The sequence below is a fragment of the Paenibacillus sp. FSL K6-1230 genome, assembly GCF_038002385.1.
GTDB lineage: Bacteria > Bacillota > Bacilli > Paenibacillales > Paenibacillaceae > Paenibacillus > Paenibacillus massiliensis.
The window spans coordinates 968174-986742 of record NZ_JBBOCK010000001.1; the positions used below are offsets into that span (position 1 = coordinate 968174).

15 protein-coding genes are annotated in these 18569 nt (G+C 49.2%); 11 read left to right on the top strand and 4 right to left on the bottom strand.

The window, feature by feature from the left end; all coding sequences use genetic code 11:
* Window positions 1–4 precede the first annotated feature (4 nt).
* Window positions 5–706 carry a PepSY domain-containing protein gene (locus MKX74_RS04245; RefSeq protein ID WP_341177600.1) on the top strand — a complete coding sequence of 234 codons (702 nt, stop codon included), beginning with the start codon at window positions 5–7 and terminating at the stop codon, window positions 704–706.
* 292 nt (window positions 707–998) lie between these two features.
* Here MKX74_RS04245 and MKX74_RS04250 read toward each other — a convergent pair whose 3' ends face one another.
* On the bottom strand, window positions 999–3620 hold the full coding sequence (locus MKX74_RS04250) for a LamG-like jellyroll fold domain-containing protein (protein WP_341177601.1): 2622 nt from the start codon (window positions 3618–3620) through the stop codon (window positions 999–1001).
* Between the two features lie 184 nt (window positions 3621–3804).
* Between MKX74_RS04250 and MKX74_RS04255 the strand changes: the two genes are divergently transcribed.
* Both MKX74_RS04255 and MKX74_RS04260 read left to right on the top strand, forming a co-directional pair.
* Window positions 3805–4347, top strand: a complete 543-nt coding sequence (locus tag MKX74_RS04255; protein ID WP_341177602.1) for a GNAT family N-acetyltransferase — start codon at window positions 3805–3807, stop codon at window positions 4345–4347.
* A 227-nt stretch (window positions 4348–4574) separates the two neighbouring features.
* Complete coding sequence (locus MKX74_RS04260) at window positions 4575–6398, top strand: acid phosphatase (RefSeq protein WP_026281144.1); 1824 nt, start codon at window positions 4575–4577, stop codon at window positions 6396–6398.
* 28 nt (window positions 6399–6426) lie between these two features.
* Here the strand turns inward: MKX74_RS04260 and MKX74_RS04265 are convergent, their stop codons facing one another.
* Window positions 6427–7182, bottom strand: a complete 756-nt coding sequence (locus MKX74_RS04265; protein ID WP_018885239.1) for a protein-glutamine gamma-glutamyltransferase — start codon at window positions 7180–7182, stop codon at window positions 6427–6429.
* 103 nt (window positions 7183–7285) lie between these two features.
* On the bottom strand, window positions 7286–8146 hold the full coding sequence (locus MKX74_RS04270; protein ID WP_018885238.1) for a DUF421 domain-containing protein: 861 nt from the start codon (window positions 8144–8146) through the stop codon (window positions 7286–7288).
* A 162-nt stretch (window positions 8147–8308) separates the two neighbouring features.
* Between MKX74_RS04270 and MKX74_RS04275 the strand changes: the two genes are divergently transcribed.
* The 8 genes from MKX74_RS04275 (at window position 8309) to MKX74_RS04310 (ending at window position 16867) form a co-directional block, all read left to right on the top strand.
* Complete coding sequence (locus MKX74_RS04275) at window positions 8309–8515, top strand: DUF1657 domain-containing protein (RefSeq protein WP_018885237.1); 207 nt, start codon at window positions 8309–8311, stop codon at window positions 8513–8515.
* A gap of 362 nt (window positions 8516–8877) precedes the next feature.
* Window positions 8878–9546 (top strand): pectate lyase, encoded by a 669-nt coding sequence (locus tag MKX74_RS04280; protein ID WP_018885236.1) that lies wholly within the window; start codon window positions 8878–8880, stop codon window positions 9544–9546.
* 230 nt (window positions 9547–9776) lie between these two features.
* Window positions 9777–10781, top strand: coding sequence for a Gfo/Idh/MocA family protein (locus MKX74_RS04285; RefSeq protein ID WP_018885235.1), 1005 nt, complete (start codon window positions 9777–9779; stop codon window positions 10779–10781).
* A 232-nt stretch (window positions 10782–11013) separates the two neighbouring features.
* Entirely contained in the window at window positions 11014–11721 is a 708-nt protein-coding gene (locus MKX74_RS04290) for a methionine ABC transporter ATP-binding protein (RefSeq protein ID WP_018885234.1), read from the top strand.
* Window positions 11714–12388 carry a methionine ABC transporter permease gene (locus MKX74_RS04295; RefSeq protein WP_018885233.1) on the top strand — a complete coding sequence of 225 codons (675 nt, stop codon included), beginning with the start codon at window positions 11714–11716 and terminating at the stop codon, window positions 12386–12388. Before MKX74_RS04290 ends, MKX74_RS04295 begins: the two co-directional genes overlap by 8 nt.
* Before the next feature lie 135 nt (window positions 12389–12523).
* Window positions 12524–13363: a MetQ/NlpA family ABC transporter substrate-binding protein gene (locus tag MKX74_RS04300; protein WP_018885232.1), complete on the top strand. Its 840-nt coding sequence runs from the start codon at window positions 12524–12526 to the stop codon at window positions 13361–13363.
* A 384-nt stretch (window positions 13364–13747) separates the two neighbouring features.
* Window positions 13748–16159 (top strand): BclA C-terminal domain-containing protein, encoded by a 2412-nt coding sequence (locus MKX74_RS04305; protein ID WP_341177603.1) that lies wholly within the window; start codon window positions 13748–13750, stop codon window positions 16157–16159.
* Between the two features lie 402 nt (window positions 16160–16561).
* A complete protein-coding gene (locus MKX74_RS04310) occupies window positions 16562–16867 on the top strand; it encodes a hypothetical protein (protein WP_018885230.1) in 306 nt (101 codons plus the stop codon).
* A 393-nt stretch (window positions 16868–17260) separates the two neighbouring features.
* Here the strand turns inward: MKX74_RS04310 and MKX74_RS04315 are convergent, their stop codons facing one another.
* Window positions 17261–18385, bottom strand: a complete 1125-nt coding sequence (locus MKX74_RS04315) for a glycosyltransferase (protein ID WP_341177604.1) — start codon at window positions 18383–18385, stop codon at window positions 17261–17263.
* Between the last annotated feature and the right edge of the window lie 184 nt (window positions 18386–18569).

Consider the following 18569-nt stretch of genomic DNA (forward strand, 5'->3'; position numbering starts at 1 on the left):
TAGAATGATGAAGACACCAACAACACCAAGAACAACATCAAAGACTAAGAAAATGAGCAAAAAAGCCATTGTCATCAGCGCATTAGCTGGTACGCTACTACTCGGAGGGGCTTATGGTGCCGGATGGATCGGGTCAGGGCAGGCAGAGGCGGCGTCGAATTCCGTCAATCAAAACGAAAAGCAGCGGATCGGTGCTGAGCAAGCCGTACAGAAGGCACTTGCTGCCTTCAATGGCACGGTAGAGGGCGTCGAACTGGAACGCAAGGGCACAAGCCTCTATTACGAGGTGGATATTGAGAATAGCCAGGGGCAGGAACGAGATGTTCTGGTAGATGCTTACACAGGCAAAGTGCTGAAGATCCGCATGGATGACGATCATGATAAGGTAATCAGTCGACAATCCGGTCAGTCAGCACAGTCATCATCCAGTACCAATAAGCAGACTTCTTCCAATACGGTGATTAATGAGCAGAAGGCTGCTGATATTGCTTTGAAGCAGGTCAATGGTAGCAGAGTTCTGGAACTGGAGCTGGATCGTGAACGTGGCAAGCTGGTCTATGAAATTGAAGTACGGATTAGCGGCGGTACGGCTGATGTCGTAATTGATGCAGGCACAGGCAAGGTGCTGCATGTCGATAAGGACTGGGATGACGACGATGACGATGACGACCACGATGATGACTATAGTGACTATGACTTTGATTGATCGAACAGCTATGAAATAGGCATAATAGTAAAGATATAGATGTGAAAGAAGACGGAGCCATGAATGTGGCTCCGTCTTCTTAGTGTAACTGTGCACTGAAGGTTGCACTGAATGATTACATCTGCATGACTTGACCAGATCAAGTTGTAAGTGTATTAGTATATATCAAATTTTTCGCTAACAACAAATATGTGAAGATCATCCAAACTCGAAATCGTATGCAGTCAAACGTGTTAGCTTGTAGTTGACGCATCTATAAGCTTTATTAGTTTGAGCTCATGAGTACGTGAGCTTACGGCTGTGCCAGCTCTGCTACCTGCGCAGGAGACAACGCTCCATCGAAGATATTCAGCTCGTCCATGCTCCCGTGAAACGGTGGGTCCCACCAGTTCACAGCCAGACTGAAGACTCCAGTCTGAGACGTGAAATGATTAGGGAATCCACTCCCTGTGAATTGAAGCTGTCCATTTACAAATACGTTGGCTACCCCTTCCTCCACAGTGAAGGCAAGGTGAGTCCATTCATTCGTGGGAATGCTCAGCCCGGTGCTACCCGTGTACCAAGGTGAGCTACCAGACCAGAGCATCATCGTATTCTGCTCAGGGCCTCTTGGCAGCAGGCTGATCCAGTGATTAGCGTCTGCGGCGCCGAAGAAGGTGGTGGTATACATGGTCAACTCCTCGGGATTGACCCAGAGTGCAACGGAATAAGAGTCACCGGATAACAGTCCATCTGGCAGCGCTACTCCAGATGCCCCATCAAAGACGGCAGCCTGACCGCTAATGCCATCTGTGTAGGTAATGGTGCCACCTGCGCGGTCTATGCGGTCTCCAATCACTTCCCCGGCAACGAATGAACCAGTGTGATCCTGCAAATTCCCGTCAAATGAATATTGAGCGGTCAGCTTCGCTGCTTCATACGGAATGACTGTAACGGTAAAGGACTTCTGCCTGTGAATATTCCCTTTGGTTATTGTCGCTGTCAGGGTGGCCGACACGGCCTGTTCCCCGGCTTCAGGGCGAGCGATCTCGCCACTTGCTGTGACTATACTAGGGTCTGAAGTGGCCCATGTAATAGACGATTGACGGCTTCCTTCACTTGGCAAGGAAAGGTTAGCTTTGACCTTGCTGGTATCCCCAAGGGTAAGCTCTCGATATACGTTGTCTACAACAGTAGTCGGAGGCAGCTCCGTCAGCTGACTGCCCCAGAGCATTTCCCCTTGTTCGGACATAACAGTGAAGACAATCTGCTCCTGCTCGGTAACCTCATCCCATTGTTTTAGAAAGACACCCTCATATACGCCATTATCCAGCGAGAGACGTGCTTGTGCCACTCCTGTCTTTTGCCAGGTACCCTGTAGATCTCCTGTAACGGTAAAGTCTGCGTTAAGACGTACAGACTGTACATGCTTAATCTCGGCAGAGGAATCGCTGCCATGTGCGATGAATTGGTAATCACCGACAAGTGCATCGTCAGCGAGTGGGGTCAGGGTCTCACCACTATAACGGTAAGGAGCGACGACGGGCCAGCCATCCTCGTTCATGAACATCTGATGAACACGTACCTCGTGCAGCTCTCCTTGCTGCGGGAAGCGGGTGTGGAAGACCAGAAACACTTGACCATTATCGGGATTGGTATAGACCGAGTTGTGCCCCGGAGATACATAGCCATAGCCGATTCCTTCACCCGGATCTCCGATCTTGCTGTCGAACAGGAAGTTGCCGATCAGCTTGTTGCCATAATCGATATTTCTTGCTCCCTCCGGAAGCACGGCATTTTGTCCTTTCGCATCCAGGTATGGGCCTGTTGGCGAGGTGGAACGGAAGGTTCGCATGTTATAGCCGCCGTCCGAAGCCAGCCCGCCATAGGTGACGTATAGGTAGAAGTAACCAGTATCTTCATTGTATTCGATATAAGGTCCTTCACCAGACTCACCATAGCCGCCAGCGATTTTGATACCAAAATAGCGATCAATCATTCGCCCGTCGGCTGTCGTACCATCTTGTCCCGGATAGATTGGTGCTCCAGTGGTCTTGTTCAGCTCCAACAGGAAAATCCCTCCCGACCATGAGCCATAGGTCATCCACAACCGTCCATCTGTGTCATAAAAGACCGTCGGATCAATAGCGTTCGGGAACAAGTGATTACCGTAGGAACCATCAGCATTGAACCATTCTGCTCTTGGGCCAGCCAGCGTTCCTTTCTCAACTAAGTGTTGAATGTGGGTATGGGTCCATTTCTTATCCACCTGGCTGTCCCGGTCAAAGGCGCTGTCTCTCGTGAAGCCTGAATACACGATTGTATCAGCATATTGATATGGACCTTCAATATCCTGGGATACCGCCATCCCGATCGCAGAGCGAATATAGGTGGAGGAGGCGCTATAATAGATGATATAGGCTCCCTTCGAGCCGTCCTCGTTAATATAGTCCTCATTCCAGAATACATCAGGTGCCCACACGGAGAACCCGCCTTTGCTGTCTGAATCATTCTCCCCGGCCCAGGCGAAGGAACCGGCAAGGTTCTCGGATAAATCACCATACAGTGTGTTCCCTGGTGTTGTGTAACCGTTTGCAAAAGAAGTCCAGTGAGTCAAGTCGGTAGACTTGGCTGCGGCAATGTGTGAGCCGAATACATAATAGGTATCGCCATCCTTCACAATGGAAGGATCATGGACAGAGACGTTCGAGAAAGTAGGTATCTGTACAGGATGAGGTGCAGCTTTCGTGAGCGGAGTATTCTGTGCGTTGTGATTGGTGGTATGCTCATCATGCTGTGTGGTCCCCGTAGGTTGGGGTTCAGATGCTGCAGCTATAGCGCCTCCTCCCCATGAAGAACCTGCAATCGTTAACAAAAGAATTAGCATTACTACTACGGTGTTTCTTGTGAGTCTGGCAGTTACCCATCGAATCATCCAGATATTCTCCTTTCTGAATTGAGAGTACAGCGATATATATTCTGGATTAATCAGTAAAATCCTTTATGTTTTTGTGAAATGTTAAGGATAAATATAAAATAAAATGGTCTAGTGACATATTACCTGCGCTTCATCAAGCGAGAGTCTAGAGTGAGTACATTCCAAAATAAGGAGAATACAGATGATTATTGTTCTGAATGATGATTTGCAACTGCGGGCGCTTGAGCTTAGCGATTCGAGCACACTTGTCAGGTGGCTGAGCGATCCTGAGGTATTGACATACTATGAAGGTCGTGATCGTCCGCATGATTCGGCATTGGTGCAAGAGCATTTTTTCGATCATCAAGATAACATGAGCTCGTATATCATGGAGCATAAAGGCACGGACATTGGTTATATCCAAATCTATCCTCTTGATGATGATGAAGCACAAATATATGGCTATGAAGGTCATTCGGCTGGCTTATATGGAATGGATCAGTTTATAGGGGAGACTGAGTATTGGAATCAGGGCATAGGCTCCCAGCTTATAACAGCGGTGGTCAAGCATCTCGTTGAGAAGAGAGGGGCAAGCAAGATTGTATTAGATCCGCAGGCTTGGAATACAAGGGCCATAAGAGTCTATGAGAAGTGCGGATTTACCAAGAAAAAGTATCTAGAGAAGCACGAGCTGCATGAAGGAGAATTAAGGGATTGCTGGTTAATGGAATATGTAAAACCGTAAATATTATATATAGAAATCGTCTTATCGGAAATCCGCTCTTCTCATGTAAAAACTCATTTTACATAAAATGACGTTAGAATTAATAAATATACAGTAACCTTGTCTAATGTCACGGTATGGAGTGGAATCAACTCCATCCTATGGATGAGATAGGAGTGTTTTTGGGGCGTCATAGCCAAGAGAACGGTGAGAAGAGAATTGGATAAAGAGAGGATTTGATGCAAGTCATGAAACATCTTAACCGGAATGCCTCCGCTGCGTTGTTGTCAGTAGCATTGCTGTCGAGCACCCTGGGCGCAAGCCAGGTAGGTGCAGCAGAAGCAACGACTACACCAGCTACAACCACACCATCTACATCAGCAACATCGACTCCAACAGCTAGTACCCCAGCTGAAGCCTCAACGAGCTTCGTAGATCATTACAAGAATAATAAATCAGACTTCAAGACCGAGGATACCAATCCTGCACTTCGGTTGCTGTCTGAATTCAATAAGCTGTGGAAGCCAGGTGCTTCCTGGGATTCAGGTACGAAGCTGAACAGCAGTGTACTGGATGCCAACATTCAGAAGGTGGCTGACATTGCAGCCAGCCGGACAGCCGCTGACGAAGAGCATGCTTATCTAAGTGACCGCAGAAGCCAAAGCTATAGCGTCATTGATGGTCTGGGTTCCTTGACGGATATTTATCGTGAGAATGCCGGAGCAGTCACCACCATTACCAGTGTTGCGCAAGATGCCACATCCAAGAAATATGATGATGAAGGCAACAATGCAGGCGATCCAGAATCCAAGCTGGGCAAGGTCGTTACGTTGGTGAACACGCTGCGTGGCGAGTATTCCTCCTCGAACCCGTCCAAGAATTATTTCAACTATAAGCGTCCATTCCGCTGGGCAGATGATTCTCTGATCATTCCTACGCTGCTGCCAGCCAAAAAAGATGATCCTACTACTGACGGAGGATTCCCTAGTGGACATACGAATGCTGCCTATCTGACTGCATTTGCTATGGCTTACGCTGTACCAGAGCGTTATCAGGAGCTATTAGCCAGTGCCTCAGAGCTGGGAGATAGCCGCGTCGTAGCGGGTATGCATTCACCGATGGATGTCATGGGTGGACGTGTGTTGGCTACAGCATTGTCTGCTGCGATCCTGAACGATCCAGAACATAGTGACTTGAAGAAGGCAGCGTATGAGCAGGCTCATGAAGTGCTGTTGACGCAGCAAGGTACAGCAAACGATCTTTACACCGATACGGTTGCTAATGAGAAAAAGTACATGGAACGCCTGACATATGGCTTCGCACCCATTCAATCCACTACGGCACCTGCCGTGGTACCTAAAGGTGCAGAGGTGCTGCTGGAGACTCGCCAGCCATACCTGGATGCCGAGCAGCGTCGTACCGTACTGGCTACTACAGCATTGCCTTCCGGCTACCCGCTGCTGGATGATGAAGAGGGCTGGGGACGTCTGAATCTGTATGCAGCTGCAGACGGCTTCGGTTCCTTCCCGGAAGCAATCACTGTAAATATGGATGGTACGAATGGCGGCTTCCACGCGCTAGACAGCTGGCGTAATCATATCGCTGGAGTCGGCGGGCTGACCAAGACAGGCAGCGGTACGCTGAAGCTGGAGGGTAACAACTCTTATTCTGGGGGCACAGTGCTCGAAGAGGGCATACTAGTAGGGGCTTCTCAGACAGCCTTTGGTAAAGGTGATGTCACAATCAATGGGGGTACACTGCAGAAGAATGTGAGCGGCGAGCTGAAAATTCAGGGCAACCTGAAGCAATCAGATAAGGGGACGCTGGAGCTGCATCTGAGCAGCAACAGCGATGTCCTGACCATCCAAGGTGCCGCTGAATTGAACGGCAAGCTTCGCCTCGTATTCGAGAATGGCTACGTGCCTGCTATCGGTTCCAAGATCATAAGCTATGGTGCATGGAAGCAGACCGGTGACTTCACTTCGATCGAGACAGTAGGTCTTCCTGAGTCCTACCAGATCAGTCTGGATTACAAAGGCGACCAAGCTCAAGTGAATATCACCAGACAGTAATTCTCATCATATGAGAGGGACTGAATAATTACTGAATGTAACGGCGTCTGCCTACCCGAGCGGTAACGGCAGGCGCCGTTGTGTCATGCGGAGAAGGGAATATGCCGTGGCCTGCTTCCATAGCCTGTAAAGCTGCATGCCACTCAGGAGGAATACGGTTCGCTACAGGCGCGAATTGGGACAGATAGGCGAAGTCAGGGAATACGATATTCTCGGTTAAATAGGCGGAGCGATTACTTCCTGGTCTACGGTGTCTGTTCAGCGATGCAATGATCTCCTCCGCTGGCAGAATTCCCATTCCGTGCCCATAATACATCGTATCATTGAGCTTGATCGTGTTCTCACCCTTCCACTCAGGCGTCTCTGGCGATACATCCGGATTGATGAAGTATAGAATATCTCCGGGAGCAGCCCGGTGGCTGCCTTGGACCTGGATAAGCCTCAGATCCTCGTCATAGTGCCAGTCATAGAGCAGAATATTGGCAAATAGCCGATTGAATTGCTGTTCACCAATCGAGTCCAGCACAGCTTTATATAGCACAATCACCATGGCGGTTGCACACTCAAAGGCATACATTCTTCCGTTTCTGAAGATATCACGTATCCCTTCAGCGGGAGTGACTTCCTTTCGGATGCGAAAGCCTCCCTGATCTGTCATGTTCCAATATTGCGGGTTACTGCGTGAATTCTCAAAGTCGGCAAAGGAGGCTCCGCTATAGTTCAGCGCTTGGGCGGCTCCTACGATATTCTGCCTCATGATCGCCTCGAATTGTTGTCTGTTCATATGGATATTGCCCTCCTGGAGTCTTGGAATACTCCATTATATGGGGACAAATGCACAGGGTGCGAAGATAATCCGGTATGCCTGAGATCAATCAGGCAAAAAATTAGCGTCCGAGCAGCGGTCTGATCTCCTGAATCACCTGCTGTAGCTGGCTTGCGCATTGCTCATAGAGCTGTTTTCCTTTCTTCTGCCTTGTAGACAGGGCGAACATCTCCAGATCAGCCTCGCATTTTTTGAGAGTAGACAGTAACATGGCTCTTTCTTCTGGCTGCGGAACAATCAGATCATCTGCATACAGATCGACATACAGCTGTCCATAGGAATCAACCTGAGCCAGAAAAATACTACTCGTAGTCAGCTCAAGCTTATCCAGCTCGGTATAGAGCCATTCTCTGTTGAGTCCCAGCTCGGATAGAGGAGAATCCAGAATTTTACCATCCATAATGACGATCTGCGGTGACTGCTCAGGTGCGACCTTAATGCCCAGGCTAGAGGGAGTCAAAGGCTGACTTTCCTTCATGGGTAATACATTCAGCACTCCGCTGGGTTCCATAATCGCGAACTCAACGTCGGATAGCTTGAATATATTCTTAGCACGAAGCTGCTCCATGAGCTCATCCGAGGTCAGGCGCTCTTTCTTGAGATTGTCCTCCAGCACCTTGCCATCCTTGATAACAACCGTTGCTTTCCCATCCATGAAATCCCGTGCCTTCTTACTGTACATCTGAACATATTCGATGCCCAGCGATGCCACCACCCAGACAATCAAGGAGATGACACCAAGATACCAGGTCCCTTCGCTTTCCAACGGGATATAGGCTGCAATGCTACCGATCGTAATTCCGGTAATATATTCGAACAGGGACAATTGGGACACCTGTCTCTTGCCGAGCAGCTTGGTCATGAAGAAGAGTACCACCAGCGCGACCAATGTGCGATAGGATACGATTAACCATTCAGGCATAAGCTTGCTCCCTTCCTTGGGTCACGAAATTTAGTAGTCATATATCACAGGATGTCTGCTTATCCTGTTTTTTATGCGATAGCTTCCATTTGAATAGAGGAGTGGAAAGCTCGTCATAATAATCCAGTCAAGATATGACCGAGAGTAGGGAGGTGAGTACACATGACTGTAGCATCCGATGTGAAGACCTGTCTGGCATCCTTGAAGAGTGCTCAAGCGAGTCTAGAGCAATTTGCATTATCGACGCAAAATGAAGATGCCAAAAATCTGTTCACGAACGCTGCGCAGCAAACACTGCAGATTGTGAATCAGGTTCAAAGCAGAGTACAGCAGCTAGAGGATGAGGAGCCGCAATATCAGGGCTTCTAAGATGAATCGACTTGTACATTGAAGATCAAGAGGGAAATAGATGAGAAACAAGAGCGAATCTCTGCACAGGAGATTCGTTTTTTTTGCTAGAGGGAAATCAAGATGCCAATTTTCTTTTTTTGATTTGGAAATAAAATAAAAAAATAAAGAAAAATGTCATGAAAATATATTGTTTTTATGGGAAAATTATGTATAATTTAGTCAGATATCGCCTACAACGGTCAGCCCATTTTTAAGTAGCATTTATTGATAGCGGTTACATATGGAGAGAGGTGCACATCTCTTCCATTGACCCATTGCGTTCCTGATCCAGAGACTACTGCGGGTGGTACTATACTAAAGTATAGGAAGGATGGTTTCTAGTGAAAAAGGGATTAGCTATATTATTGTCTGGATTATTGTTAACGATAACATGGGGGGCTTCCCCGGTACAAGCCGCGCCAGAAGTAGTGGACAAGACGATTGTAGTTGAAGCGGGCAAGACTTATGATGGTAAAGGGAAGACTTTTGTGGCGAATCCGAAGACGCTTGGTGATGGCAGTCAGGCCGAGAATCAAAAGCCAATCTTCCGACTTGAAAATAATGCGACACTCAAAAACGTATACATTGATGCTCCAGCAGCTGATGGTGTACACGTATATGGAAATGCCACAATCAGCAATGTCACCTGGCTTGATGTAGGCGAAGATGCATTGACGCTGAAATCCTCGGGAACAGTTAACATTACTGGTGGCGGGGCTTTCAAGGCCTACGACAAGGTCTTCCAGGCTAACGCCTCTGGCACTATTAACATCAAGAACTTCCGCGCGGATGACATTGGCAAGCTGGCCCGTCAGAATGGAGGAAGTAGCTATCGTGTGAACTTTACGCTGGAGAACTCCAATATTTCCAATGTGAAGGACTCTATTTTCCGAACTGACAGCAGCTCCAGTACTGCCAAAATTACCAATACGCGCTATAGCAAGGTTCCTACGTTGTTCAAAGGTTTCGCCTCTGGCAAGACAAGCCAGTCCGGTAATACCCAATATTAAAGCCTTCTTAATTGATAAAATATAGCTGTCTAAAGGGAGCACAGGTGAAGCCTGACTCCCTTTTTGTCGTTGATGCGACATAGCTGTCTATAATCTGATAGAATGAGAATTGGAATAAGCATTCAGCTTCAAGACAGATATCACGCTTACGCCTGTATTCGTGTATGTACAACACTACAAGGTAGCGACGCGGATGCAGTTCAAATTGCACTCAGGGAGGCAGAATTGATATGAAGGAAGCAAAACGTGTGAAGTGGGGCTTGATTAGTACAGGATGGATCGCGGAGAAATTTGCAGCGGACTTGGCTCATGCTAGTAATGGGGAATTATATGCGGTAGCTTCACGTACGATTGAAAGCGCAGACAAATTTGCTAAGCAATTCAATATACCCAAGGCATATGGCAGTTATGAAGAGTTGTTGGCGGACCCGGAGGTAGATGTCGTCTACATTGGTACTCCACATCCGATGCATAAGGAGAACATCCTTAGTGCCCTTCATGCGGGAAAATCAGTCCTCTGCGAGAAGCCAGTTACGATGAACAGTGCGGAGCTGGAAGAGGTGCTGGCGGTTGCCAAGGAGAAGCAGCTCTTCTTCATGGAAGCGATGTGGACACGTTATCTGAAGCCGATTCGTCAGGTGAGAGAGTGGCTGGCTGAGGGCAAGATTGGTGACGTGCTGCTGGTCAAGGCTGAATTCGGCTTCCGTATGGAATGGGACCCCAATCATCGTCTCTTGAATCCTGAGCTGGGAGGGGGAGCACTGTTGGATGCAGGCATCTACCCAGTATCATTTGCTTCCATGATATTTGGTCCGAACCCGGAACGTATGGCTAGTACGGCCCATATCGGTGAGACAGGGGTAGACGAGCAGTTCTCAATCATGCTGTCCTACAGCGAAGGACGCACGGCTATGCTGAATGGAGCGATCCGACTGGGGCTACCGAATGATGCTTTCATCCACGGAACCAAAGGCTACATTCATATCCCGCGCTTCCTCTTCTCGGATTCAGCAACACTATATGTGGACGGTGAAGAGCCTGTGGTCATTAAGGATGATCGTGAATTTGCAGGCTACGCTTATGAGGCTGAAGAGGTGGGAAGATGTCTGCAGGAGGGGCTTCTTGAGAGCCCGGTCATGACATGGGAGGAGTCTCTGGGCATTATGCGCTTGCTGGATCAGGCGCGTGGCCAGTGGGGACTGCGTTATGAAGCGGATGACAGTACAAAAGCTTAACGCATCCACTGTTACCTAAGTACTTCAGCATCAGGCCCAAGGCTGAGACCTTAACCGGATGTAGACTGGTTAATTTATAGGTCTTTTCACTACCCTGAACTTGTAATGGTATGGTAATATAATTTGTTGAGTGAACTTGCTCGCGTGGCCGCCTAGTTCGGCCTAGCGGGCTTTTTTCAAGTTCTTTATCGGTCGGTGGCCGAGACATATCATCTTTTTTCGGGGGGACTCCATGATTTCGCTGCAGGAAGTGAGCAAGAGCTATGTGGGAAAAGAACACACATATACGGCAGTCGATTCCGTATCTATAGAGATCGAGGCAGGGGAGATCTATGGTATTATCGGCGCCAGCGGTGCCGGGAAATCCACTCTGCTCCGTATGATCAACATGCTGGAACGGCCAGATCAGGGGATTGTCCAGGTAGACGGACAGGATATGACCCGACTGCGAGGAAATGAGCTAAGAACAGCCATTCGTTCGATCGGGATGATATTTCAGCATTATCATCTCATCCATAACCGCACGGTGGGTGGTAATGTAGCCATGCCCCTGGAGCTGGCAGGCATTCCGAAGCGTGAGCGTGCGAAGCGAGTGAAGGAGCTGCTGCACTTCGTGGGACTTGCGGACAAGCTGGAGCAGTACCCGGCACAGCTGAGTGGTGGACAGAAGCAGCGGGTCGCTATTGCTCGCGCATTGGCGAATCACCCTAAGGTGCTTTTGTGTGACGAGCCAACCTCTGCGCTCGACCCGCAGACGACAGAGGAGATCCTGGAGGTACTCCGTCACGCCAATAAAGTATACGGGGCAACGATCGTACTCGTGACCCATGATATGCAGGTGATGAAGAGCTTCTGCCATCGTGTAGCCGAAATGGAGCAGGGGCGTCTGGTGCGGACCTTTCGGGTAGAGCAAGGGAGAGGGGAGCGGACGGATGTTTGACGAGTTGATAGCGAATCTTATCCATTATCAATCCCAGATCTGGCAGGCCATTGGTGAGACGTTCATTATGGTGGGTGTCTCGATTGCTGCGGCCGTACTGGTTGGTCTTCCGCTCGGTACGATCCTGATGCTGTGCAGGCCTGGGCAGAAGTATGAGAACAGAATCATATTCAATATAGCCAACAGTGTGGTGAATATTATCCGTTCGTTTCCGTTTTTGCTGCTAGTGGTCTTCATGATTCCGTTTACCCGGCTTGTGGTCGGTACGGCACTGGGGACGATTGCAGCGACTGTTCCACTATCCGTGGTGGCGATTGCTTACTATGCCCGACTTGTCGAGCAGGCATTGCTGGATGTACCCAAAGGCGTGATGGAGGCAGCCTCCTCCATGGGAGCTTCCACCTTGCAGATGGTATACAAGTTCTTGTACGTTGAGGCACGGTCAGGGTTGACGCTAGGTCTGACGACGGCCACGATTACCTTTATCTCCTATTCTACCGTTATGGGGGTCGTTGGAGGTGGCGGTGTTGGTGATTTTGCCATTCGTTATGGCTATCAACGCTTTGAGACGGAGCTTATGTTTTTTACAATTATTATTATGATTGTTCTTGTGCAGGCGATCCAGTTCACAGGGAATACCATAGCGCGATGGCTGGACAAGCGCTGAGTCATAAGGCTATAGTATGTATTGATTGCTCGAATACTTAAAAATCAGATATTGAGAAATGTGTCTATCCACACTCACAGATCGGCAACCATGAAGAGCAAGTCAAAAAAAGAGAATATGTTGGGGGTTAAGAAAATGAAGCAGAAAATGAGAAGCACCTGGATGATGGCATTGCTGGCAATGATCCTGTTAGTAGGAGCCGGCTGTGGGCAGCAGGCAAGCGAGCCCAAGAATACGGAGTCTGCTCCCGCTGAGGAAGTGACTCTGAAGGTAGCATCTCTTATTCCGCCAATGACGGATATTCTGGATGTAGTCAAGCCACTGCTCAAGGAGGACGGCATTAATCTGGAGGTCGTGGTACTCTCTGACAATGTACAGCCTAATACGGCTCTGGCGAACAATGAAGTGGATGCGAACTTCTTCCAGCATGTGCCCTTTATGGAGCAATATAATGAAGCAAACGGATCTGATCTGGTCGCAGTAAAGCCGATCTATCATGCGCTCTTCGGCGCGTATTCCAAGAAATATAAGAGTATAGATGAGCTGCCAGAGGGTGCCGTTATTGCGATTCCCAACGACTCCACCAACGTTGGCAGATCGCTTGTTATGTTCGAGCAGAATGGCATGATCAAGCTGAGAGAAGGGGCAGGATATGCCGCAACGCAGGCTGATATCGTGGAGAACAAGAAGAATTATGTCTTCAAGGAAGTAGATCTCTTGATGCTGGCCCGTTCCTATGATGATGTAGATGCGGTGGCCATGTATCCTGCGTATGCAAGTCCTCTCGGCTTGACACCGAAGAAGGATGCTTTCATTACCGAGAAGACGGACGACCGCTTCGCGATCACACTTGTGGCTCGTGGAGACAACGCTAACTCTGAGCCCATTCAGAAGCTGGCAGAGCGTATGACCGGACCAGAAGTAGCAAAATACCTGGAAGAGAACTTTGGTGAGGTATCTGTACCTGCATTCTAATGTAGAAATTAGCTCTCATCACCATGCAATCAGACCTGAAAGACTCCAATTTCACCCTAATCGTGGAATTGGAGTCTTTTTTCGTGTACCCGCATGTCCAGTTCTGCCATCATTCTTATACTTTGTGCATAGAATTCAAAGGGGATACTCGAGACGGTGAGGACAAATTCAGACCAAGATTGTGAGATGTCGAGGTGCAGCATATTTTAATAGTGATAGAGAAGATAGGCTTTGCACGTATCACAGTTCACTTGCTACGACATAGAATATGATATCTTCTGTGCTGTACCGGAAATCAACCGGAATTGGGACAGAGTGTACTTCTTCGGGTGTTCATCGATTGTGTAACAGGGTATGCCAGAAATTGAGCTGAGGAGTGATAGCATGTCTCAACCCAACATACCTAATATCAGTCCTAACATAACCTTAACAAGAGACGATGCAATTAATTTGCTCCTAGCGTCCATTGCGATGGAAGAGCTGGGATTAGGTCACATCATTAATGCAGAGGCAGAGAAGATTCAATATGCTGTGGGTACATTGCCAGGTCTGACGATTCCTGCGACGATCAGTGAACTCTTGACTGTGAACAAGAGCGTTCAGTCCACCTTGCAGGAAACGATCAAGAAGGAATTGCTGCTTGATAGTAAGCTCCAGACCGTATTGAAGAGTGCCGGGCCTGTTCCAACAGGATTTACGGGAGCAACTGGCGCTACCGGAGCAACAGGAGCAACAGGAGCAACAGGAGCAACTGGCCCGACAGGTCCGACAGGCGAAACCGGAGGAACTGGAGCCACAGGCGAAACGGGAGCAACCGGGCCAACAGGTCCGACGGGTGAAACCGGAGCCACTGGAGGAACAGGAGCCACAGGCGAAACGGGAGCGACCGGCCCGACAGGTCCGACAGGCGAAACCGGAGGAACTGGAGCCACAGGCGAAACGGGAGCAACTGGCCCGACAGGTCCGACGGGTCCGACAGGTGAAACCGGAGGAACTGGAGCCACAGGCGAAACGGGAGCAACCGGGCCAACAGGTCCGACGGGTGAAACCGGAGCCACTGGAGGAACTGGAGCCACAGGCGAAACGGGAGCAACTGGCCCGACAGGTCCGACGGGTGAAACCGGAGCGACTGGAGGAACCGGAGCTACAGGCGAAACGGGAGCAACTGGCCCGACAGGTCCAACAGGTGAAACCGGAGCGACTGGAGGAACCGGAGCTACAGGCGAAACGGGAGCAACTGGCCCGACAGGTCCAACAGGTGAAACAGGAGCCACAGGAGGAACAGGAGCTACAGGCGAAACGGGAGCAACTGGCCCGACAGGTCCGACGGGTGAAACCGGAGCCACAGGAGGAACAGGAGCTACAGGTGGAACCGGAGTCACGGGCGAAACGGGAGCAACTGGCCCGACAGGTCCAACAGGTCCGACAGGTGAAACGGGAGACATTGGAGGAACTGGAGCCACAGGCGAAACGGGAGCAACTGGCCCGACAGGTCCGACAGGTGAAACCGGAGCCACTGGAGGAACCGGAGCCACAGGCGAAACGGGAGCAACTGGCCCGACAGGTCCGACGGGTGAAACCGGAGCCGCTGGAGGAACCGGAGCCACAGGCGAAACGGGAGCAACTGGCCCGACAGGTCCGACGGGTGAAACCGGAGCCACTGGAGGAACTGGAGTCACGGGCGAAACGGGTGTAACTGGCCCAACAGGTCCGACAGGTGAAACCGGAGCAACTGGTGGAACAGGAGTTACGGGTGAAACGGGTGTAACTGGCCCAACAGGTCCGACAGGTGAAACCGGAGCGACTGGTGGAACAGGAGTCACAGGTGAAACGGGAGTAACCGGCCCGACAGGTCCGACGGGTGAAACCGGAGCCACAGGAGGAACAGGAGCTACAGGTGGAACCGGAGCAACTGGCCCGACAGGTCCGACAGGCGAAACCGGAGCGACTGGTGGAACAGGAGTTACGGGTGAAACGGGTGTAACTGGCCCGACAGGTCCGACAGGCGAAACCGGAGCAACTGGTGGAACAGGAGTTACAGGCGAAACGGGAGCAACTGGCCCGACAGGTCCGACAGGCGAAACCGGAGCCACCGGAGGAACAGGAGTTACGGGTGAAACGGGTGTAACTGGCCCGACAGGTCCGACAGGCGAAACCGGAGCAACTGGTGGAACCGGAGTCACAGGTGAAACGGGAGTAACCGGCCCGACAGGTCCGACGGGTGAAACCGGAGCGACTGGTGGAACAGGAGTCACAGGTGAAACGGGAGTAACCGGCCCGACAGGTCCGACGGGTGAAACCGGAGTAACTGGAGTAACCGGAGCGACAGGTGAAACGGGGGCAACAGGAGTAACTGGAGCAACGGGTGCCACGGGTGAAACGGGAACCAGCCTTACGGCCAGCTCTATTTTTGGAGCTAACACAACGGGTGCAACTCTTGTTTTTGTACTAGGAGCTGTGGATGTACCTTTACCGGATAACCAGGTGATTGGACCAGGAACAGCATTCAATGGAACGAGTACTATTATCACATTGACCGATGCGGGCAATTACTTTGTGTCTTACTCAGTTAACTTGACTGCAGCACTTCTCTTGAGTTCACAGGTGTTGTTGAATGGTGCAGCAATACCTCAATCAGTCATAACTCCAGTGCTGGGTATATCTGCATTTACTAACGATTTTATTGTTACGGTTCCAGCGAACGCAACGCTACAGTTGCAATTGACGGGTGTACTTGGTGCAGCAACATTGGCTACGGATGCCCCAACTAATATGACTGTAATTCGCTTGAGTTAATAATTAGTAAATTATATCAGCCGCTGTCCCGTCATGGGATAGCGGCTTTTTTTCTAACACCTAAGCTCTATATTCACTAGTAAATTGAAAAGAAATTTGGTGAGGTATCTGTACCTGCATTTTAATGCCGAAATAATCAATCTTCACCATTCATTCAGACCAGTAGGACTTCAATTCCACTCTAATCGTGGATTTGGAGTCTTTTTTAGTGCGGTTCAGCATATCAGCAGCGCATAGAGAAGTTAGGCTTGGCATGTATCACGGATCATTAGCTACTACATAGAATAAGATATCTTCTGTGCTGAACTGGAGAAATACCTGAATCGGAACAGAGTATATTCCTTCAGGTGTTCATCGATTATGTAGAAGGAGATACCAAAAATTGAGCTGAGGAGTGATAGCATGTCTCAACCGAACATACCTAATATTAATCCTAACATAACCTTAACAAGAGACGAAGCAATTAATTTGCTCTTAGCATCCATTGCGATGGAAGAGCTGGGATTAGGTCACGTCATTAATGCAGAAGCAGAGAAGATTCAATATGCTGTAGGTACATTGCCAGGTCTGACGATTCCTGCTACGATTAGTGAACTTCTGATTATAAATAAGAGTGTTCAGTCCACATTGCAGGAAACGATCAAGAAGGAATTGCTGCTTGATAGTAAGCTGAAGACAGTATTGAAAGTGTTGGACCAGTGCCAATAGGAATTACGGTAGTAACAGGAGCCATAGGAGAAACACGGGAACGAGCCTTACGGCCATCTCTATTTTCGGAGCTAACACAGCGGGTGCACTTCTTACTCTTATACTAGGAGTTGTTGATTTACCTTTACCGAATAACCAGGTTGTCTTATATTAGCCGCTGTTCCGTCATGGAATAGCGGCTTTTTTTCTAATACCTAAGCTCTATATTCACTAAATACATACATCCGATACGAGGCTGGAAGAGGGGCTTTGCTGCGACTAGCAGCATGTACAAATCCATTGCTGCTAAATCCTACATAAATCTAGAAAGAAATAAGTAAAACAGGCCGGTCAAAGTGATTCCTGACTGGCCTGTTGCACGAACACGAGTTGCTTATTTGCTTATTACGCACGTCATGCCTTCAATAGCTCGTTAAGCCGTATTAAGGCATCTGAAGCTGGGGTGTAAGTATAAGATAAGCTAAGTGACTGATAGTAGGCGTGAAGCGCCTGCTCTAGCTGGCCCTCCTGCTCGTAGCATTGACCTTTGTAATACCAGGCATGAAAGCTGCCTGAGCCACGGAGAGTCAGGTGCGCGAGATTACCTTCGCCCATCTCCAGACAGTGGTCAAAGGCTTCATGAGCCTGTTCGTACCAGCCTTTTAAATAAAGAATAATACCCTTGTACAGATGCAGGTCTACATAGTCAGGATACATTTCAATGGCTTTCTCAATGCCAGGCCATGCGCCCTCTGCGCTTCCTGTAGAGATTAGAACCGAATACTTGAGCTTGTATAGCAGTGATGGTGGAGCTACGCCTTGTTCCAGAAAACCTTTGATCGAACGATTCACATAAGCAAAGGCTGACTCGTATTCCTGAAGATGAGCATATTCACTGGCAAGATGATATTCAATCCATGGGCTGTGGCCTTCTTTACCGAGCTCTTTCAGGAGAAGATTCAGGTTGCGTTCAGATTTCTTTTTATTGGCAATAACGGATTCAGTGTACCCTTCATGATGGATTCGCACGGGCAGTAGCTTGATGGCTGTAGGAAGCTCCTCAGGAGACAAGGCTTCAGTAATGTTCAAGGTCTCGTGAATGGTAGCCCGGAATTTGAATCCCTTTCCATTGCGAAATAAGCGCGTCTGAGCAATATGAAACGCATCATCCGCATTGCGTGTATCGTTAACGTAATTAATCAGATGCACAGAGAGCACATGATCTTCCTCTTCTCGCAGCAGCTCCTTGACGTAGGCCGCGTCGTACGTATCCAATGCTTCGTCTGCATCCAGCCACAGAATCCAATCTCCAGTGGCATGGGGCAATCCATGGTTACGAGCAGCGGAGAAGTCATCATGCCATTCATAATGAAGTACAGTAGCTCCATATTGCTCACAGATTGCAACGGTCTGATCACTGGAACCAGTGTCCACGATGACCATCTCATCGACGACTCCCTGAACGCTTTCAAGACAGCGTGCCAGGCAAGCTTCCTCATCCTTGACAATCATGCAGAGTGTTAGCCGAGGATCTTCCATATTGTCTCACCCATCTCCTTCATACCTGTAAAATATAATGCCCTGTTGGTCGATCTCACCGCAGATTAGTGGCATGATGCCCCAATAAGCAGATAAATCCCACTCCTATAAATGTATTTCCTCCATGGAGTAAGTATGCTTCTGAATACAGACCCTGTGTTGGCAGGCTGCACCCCTATAGCCT